This is a genomic window from Moraxella sp. CTOTU48717 (genome assembly GCF_032057165.1).
GTDB classification, from domain to species: domain Bacteria; phylum Pseudomonadota; class Gammaproteobacteria; order Pseudomonadales; family Moraxellaceae; genus Faucicola; species Faucicola tetraodonis.
In genome coordinates, this window is the sequence record NZ_DAMBBC010000037.1 from 1 (window position 1) to 5,971 (window position 5,971).

Annotated in this window: 7 protein-coding genes; 4 read left to right on the top strand and 3 right to left on the bottom strand. The window is 38.5% G+C overall.

All coding sequences use genetic code 11. The annotated features are described in order from the left end of the window. Positions 1-277 (top strand): hypothetical protein (locus RT084_RS12360; protein ID WP_313100328.1); only part of this gene is annotated, 277 nt, incomplete at its 5' end. Between the two features lie 73 nt (positions 278-350). Here RT084_RS12360 and RT084_RS12365 read toward each other — a convergent pair. Next, positions 351-809, bottom strand: coding sequence for a hypothetical protein (locus tag RT084_RS12365; protein ID WP_313100330.1), 459 nt, complete (start codon positions 807-809; stop codon positions 351-353). Positions 810-1,111: 302 nt separating this feature from the next. Between RT084_RS12365 and RT084_RS12370 the strand changes: the two genes are divergently transcribed. Beyond that, the gene (locus RT084_RS12370; RefSeq protein ID WP_313100332.1) at positions 1,112-1,546 is read left to right on the top strand and encodes a plasmid mobilization protein; all 435 of its coding nucleotides are present in this window, start codon (positions 1,112-1,114) and stop codon (positions 1,544-1,546) included. A gap of 70 nt (positions 1,547-1,616) precedes the next feature. Further along, a complete protein-coding gene (locus tag RT084_RS12375) occupies positions 1,617-4,139 on the top strand; it encodes a relaxase/mobilization nuclease domain-containing protein (protein ID WP_313100334.1) in 2,523 nt (840 codons plus the stop codon). Positions 4,140-4,230: 91 nt separating this feature from the next. Here RT084_RS12375 and RT084_RS12380 read toward each other — a convergent pair whose 3' ends face one another. After that, positions 4,231-4,446, bottom strand: a complete 216-nt coding sequence (locus RT084_RS12380) for an antitoxin VbhA family protein (RefSeq protein WP_313078814.1) — start codon at positions 4,444-4,446, stop codon at positions 4,231-4,233. 31 nt (positions 4,447-4,477) lie between these two features. Then, positions 4,478-4,798, bottom strand: coding sequence for a helix-turn-helix domain-containing protein (locus RT084_RS12385; protein WP_062335241.1), 321 nt, complete (start codon positions 4,796-4,798; stop codon positions 4,478-4,480). Positions 4,799-4,906: 108 nt separating this feature from the next. Here RT084_RS12385 and RT084_RS12390 point away from each other — a divergent pair, with 108 nt between their 5' ends. Next, the gene (locus RT084_RS12390) at positions 4,907-5,536 is read left to right on the top strand and encodes a hypothetical protein (protein ID WP_062335239.1); all 630 of its coding nucleotides are present in this window, start codon (positions 4,907-4,909) and stop codon (positions 5,534-5,536) included. Positions 5,537-5,971: the final 435 nt, after the last annotated feature.

Here is a 5,971-nt window from a genome sequence, read left to right on the forward strand (position 1 = left end):
TATTACAACATCAGTGCACCGTTACTTAGCAAAATGGTCAGCCACTTCAAAATCTTTGATACACAAACATGTTGCAATCAATGCAACATCATGCGACAAATCTACGAACCAACGTATAACTATCAGAACCAAAAATTCAATTGGATATGCGATGACTGTCATCAATTCATTCAACAGCAATCCAATCGCAGTTTTTCATTGGCGCAATATTATAATGAAGACGATGACTGTCCCTTCTAAAAAAATCATAACCCCATCTAAAAACCTAAAAAAATAAAGCGACATACAATAGACTCTGTCGCTTTTTACATACTATATTCCCTGGTAAGAATGACATCCATTAAACTATCCTAATCTTTAGGATCACCATTCATCACATCATTTTGTAAAAAACCACTAACCCACTCTTTATCTTTCTCATTCAAATTTTCATCAGCAAGCATCAGATTTAAAAAATCAGACAAAGAAATCGTAGCTTTATTTTCCGGTAACTTTTTTAACGACTCAATAATCACCAAACCAAAACGTCGATAGCGATTTTCAATAACTTGTTTCTTTTCGTTTTCATGCATTTGCAAAGCTAGTTTGGCTTTTTTCTTAGTTTCACGAGCAGTAATTTTAGCTTGCTCAAAACCAAGCAATAATCTTAATTTTCTTACATCCGAATCTGACAATAAAGCTTTCTGAAATAGCGTCAACATTAACAGTTGCTCATCCGCTAATCTTTTAGACTTAGCAACCTTAGCCTCAAATTCCCTAACCAATCTATCCAATAACTCATTTTCTGATTTAGTTAATTCGTTTTTCATAATAAACTCATATAGTTACTACATAATACCATTATAAAAACATCCAGTAAAAAGTCAAAGAAAAACTACTTGCAAACATAAACAATGATCGTATAATCAAATAGACGACCTTGAAGCACAAAATATTTTGAGCCAGCAATGCCAGAGTTACCAAGTTTGCTACGCAAATTAGGTAATCTGGCGCTGGCAATTGGGGGCAATGCCCCCTCTTGACACCCCCGTCGTCTCCTATTTTGATTTCCCAATGGTTAATCAAAAAGCGGAGACGATCGAAAACCCTTTGTGGGCTATTTGAATCTTATATGTTATCGATGAATGAAGAACAACAATCAATACCTAATGAGAAAATTAAGCGCCAAAGTCGTTTAAATCTTAGACTCAGTGATAGCGAATTTGAAATGGTGCAACATAAAGCGCAAGGGTTTGGGTTGCCCTTAGCTAAGTTTGTGCGCGTGTGCCTATTAGATTTACCCAAACCTATAAAACGTACCCATGATTTACCAATCGTTGATCCAAATTTATATCGCCAATTAGTGAGCATTGGCAACAATATTAATCAATTGACGCGTTATGCGCATACCGCTTCACTCGATCCTAAAAAAAATTTGGATGTGCTAGAACTGGCTTATGCCCTACAAAGAATTGCTAATGAGCTAGAGATATTACGTTTAGACCATAGCCTAACTAAAACGCAAATTGCTGAGAATGAAAGTGTGGCTGTTGATGAAACCAAGTAACTAAAATCAGTGACTAAGCTCAGTAACTAAACTCAGTAACTAGGCTCAATAATTTTATGGCAGAGGGAAAATGTTAGTTCGGTTTTTTAATCATGGTAAAGTCAAAAAAGGATTTGCAACGAGGTCGGGTGGCGGTGGCGATGTTCAATCATATTTATTGTTTGATAGAAATGATAAAACTAAACCCCGCGAAGGGGCTCGTTTAATCTATGGAGATGATGCAGTTACCACGGAAATTATTAATGGTATTAAAAACAGTAAGATTTATACGTCTGGGGTATTATCATTCGCACCTGAAGAATCGATTACTGATACGCAAAAAATTGAAATCATAGAATCGTTTGAGGCTAACTTATTTCCTGGCATGACTCAAGGTGAGTACAGTGGCTATTGGGTCGAGCATGTTGATAAAGACCGCCAAGAATTGCATTTTGTATTTGCAGATATTCATCTACCAACGGGTAGATCGTTAACGGTTTATTACCATCATAAAGATTTAGATTTGGTGGATAGTTGGAAGGATTTGATCAATTTCGATTATGGCTTAGCCGACCCCAATGATGCTAACCGTCAGCGTGTTTATCGGCTTAAAGGCTATGAGTATGCGCATAAAAAAATGCATGAGAAACAGATATTCGCTGAACAAAATAGTGCTTCGTTAGTTGGTACAAATAACGTTGGCACTAACAAAGTATTTATCGAAGAAGAAATTGCTCTGCATTTGGTTGAAACGATTTTGAGTGATAACAGTATTGAATCTCATGAAGATGTGGTACGCCTAATTGGTGAGATGTTTGAAATTACTCGTATTGACAAAAAAGGCAAATCGATTTCGATTAAAAATCCAAACGGTGGCAGAAATATAAAATTAAAAGGGATGCTATATGAGCGAGAGTTCACAAGACAAAGTCTCGAAAATTTTAGAACAACAAAAACAAAAGAACCTGCAACTCGAGCAAAACTTGCAGAACTTAATGAACAAGCGGTTGGACGACGCCTTCGTCGACTTCAACAGCGCTTTAAACAATATTATGAGTCGCATCGAGAGCTCGGGCAACAAGTTGATCAACAACTTACTGAGCCAGGCTACACCTCTGATCGACGACCAAGTGACAACAGCCAACCAGAACCTAGTGCAGTCAGTCAATCAGTTGGAGCAAACTCAGCAGATGCTGAGCAAAACAACCGATCAAATCCAGCTAACCAATCAGAAATTAGGAATATTACAGTTTCAGATTTTAGAGAGTCAGCACCAAAGCCAAAAGCTTTTCAGGGAATACGCCAACAACTTGGTAGAACAAGCCAAGACCCACATGAAGCAGAGCGAGACGGTGTATCAGGGCTTTTACCAAGCCCAAGCGCAAAAACAAGCGAACCTGAGAGTCAAGGCAATGATGATTGGGATGATTACCTTCGTTCTAGCTTTGATTCCAACGGTAGTAATGTTGGGGATGACCTATTACTCAAGACACTTGATGAGCCAACAGCAACAGCAATTGGCTCAGGTGGAACAATCGATAGAACAACAACAGCAGCAGTTGGCGCTGATTTCAACGAAAATTCAGCAGACACCGGCCGAGGCTCGAGCATTAACGATGGTGACCGTGTTACCCAACGACCAAGATCCCAAGCAAATGCTGATTATTCCCAAAAATCAACAGCAAGTGAAATTTGGTTTGAATCCCAAAAGGCAATTGGTGTTACAGATAGCGCCAGACGCACCAAATCAAAATCGGCAGCAAAGCAGCAAGGAATAACCCATGACCCTACCTATCAGTCCAAGCGAGCTCATCACACAAAGCTTACAAACATTGTCGAACGATTTGCACAGCCAAATGACCGAGCAAATCAACCAGGCAGTCCAGAATCTACAAACACAGATGAGCGAAACACTTTCTCAATTGATACCAGACTTGCTCGATCAGCTTATACCGATTATCGAAGAAGAAATCCAAGACCGTCTGCAGCCGCAGCTAGCGAAGATGGAGACCTGCTTACAAGAATTAAAGACCACCAATCAACAGCAGCTAAAAATGCTAAAATTAGGCAGGGAAGAATATCAGCTCTTACAAGACAAAATGCAACAAGCCTTGAACCAATTAGACAGTATACAGCCAATCGACGACAACGAGTTCAAACAGTTACTAAAGGACTTGGAAAATTCAATCATTACCTTACAGCGCAGCAACACCATGCAGAACAAAGATCTGAAGTCCTTAATCACGCTAATCAAGGACTTAGCGCCTTTAAAGACGGATATGAAGAACTCACTGGCGCATTTCACTCAGCAGCAGAAAGTTTTAGACAATTCACTCAAGCAGTTTCAACCCTTGCTGATGCGATAGGTGATTTATTTAAACGTCGCTTTGATGAGTTCAAGCGAAAAGCAATGACTTATGCCAAAGCAGGGCGGCTGTATGAAACCCATGAAGATGGATCCAAAGGCGCACAAGCCACGACCGAACAAGTTCAGCAATTTGTTGATAGCCATCCGCCTAATATGACTGGATTCACACAGTTAGCTGATAATGTTAAAAATTGGGAAGCGCAGGCGCTTAACAATGAACCTTCCGGACCAAGCTTTGGACCATAAAGGGTTCTAGTCATCAACATAGCGTTCGTTACTGTATAAAAAAAAGGAAGTTAAATGGTTAATAGTAATCGAAAGCCAAAAAATATGGGTTCTAGTGAGAGGATTGCTTGGCGTTGTCAGATAGATAGCGTTGGGAGTTAAACTTTCGCAGCGCCGCAATAGTTTCGCTCAGGCTGATCTCATCCTTAAAGTAGCGTTCCACAATCGCCTGCATTTCAGCGTGTGTTTCAAACCCTGAAAACGCACTGTTATTGCAGACAAACTGCCAATTTTTACGGCGCCGAGCTTCGGTTGCTGCATCAATCATAAAATATCTCAAGTCGGTTTTTTAATGGTGATTATTTTAAATCTGAAAATTTATTTTGCAAAGGATTAGTCTTCATACTTGCCTTTTTCTCGTTATTATTCATTTTAAAAATCAAAATATTCTCAGCCAACACATCCTCCGCAAAAAAGAAAGCAGGCGGTACATCCAGTATCTCAGCAATACGAGCCAATGTCTGTAAATCAGGCAAGTGTATGCCTTTTTCATAACGATTAATGCGGGTACTAGCGACAAACTCATCCAATCCTATCGCAATGCCTAATTGTTCCTGAGTGAGTTTTTTAGCTTTTCTGGCTTGTTTAAACCGTGTTGTAAAAATCGCCTGTAAATCCATAGCTTATTCCCAGATTAAAGCTACGAATTTCGTATATTTTCTTTGATTTTTTACTACGTATATCGTAGTATTTTACAAACACTCGTTTTCTTTTATTGAGGAGTTAGGATGACCGTTCAAATCATCCCAGTTAATGATGATAAAGCGCCCGTATTTGACCATAAGGGTATCTTTAAAAAAATAGCCTTACGCAGTGTATTAATCCCTATTCCGTTAGCCCTATTGATATGGCTAATCTCAGGACGCCGAGAATTCTTTTCTTGGTATTTTTTATTTATGTTTCTAGTATTTGTGATTAATACTTGGCTGGTTAAAACCAAAATGATTTTGTCTAAAGGTCGCAATATGGTGCAACCCATCCATGACTACTATAAACAGCAGATAGTTGCGCAAGTTTTTCATGTGGATTATGAATCACCTGGTATTTTAATTGACGATACTGCCAAGAAAATTGCTTTTACCATCGATCCTGAACGTAAACCACAATACATGATTTGTGATTATGGCGATATTCAAGGCTGGAAGCTGTACCAAAAGGATGTGATTCAACGACGAGATTATCATATTAACTTTGATACAGGTCGTGTCACGGGCGGTAATTATGTGGAGATGACGGCAAATGCGGTGACGGTATTTATTAATTATGCCCCACAACCTCGTCATGGCTTTTGGGTAAGCCATGAACATGAGGCTGAAATGTGGTCAGCACGGTTGAATTCGCTATTAAATGGTCAATAAGCATTTTACTAAACTGTTCTTATAGGGGTCAGCAAAGAATTCGGACCATATAGCACGCTAAGGAATTTCATCGATTAATAGATGTATTAAAATCAATGATTTATATTTTTGTATTTTGCCTGTCTAATAGAGTTTGCTAACATGCAATTCAACTTAGAGGTTTTCAATAAAGTCATTTAATAATAACAGATACATAGAACTAGACAAATATACTTACCGCCCAATATGATCCGAATTCTGTGCTGACCCCTAGAAGTATCCTTTAAATAAGACGGTTATTATTTAACATAAAATAAATTGTGCGAACTTGGTTTAATGAATTACGTTTTTTTATTTTATCCATTAGTCTTAAATGAATATCACATGCTTAAAATATATTATAAAAGAGACCTTTGCACGAAACAGCCCCTTTGCTCGAGGCATACCACCAAACCG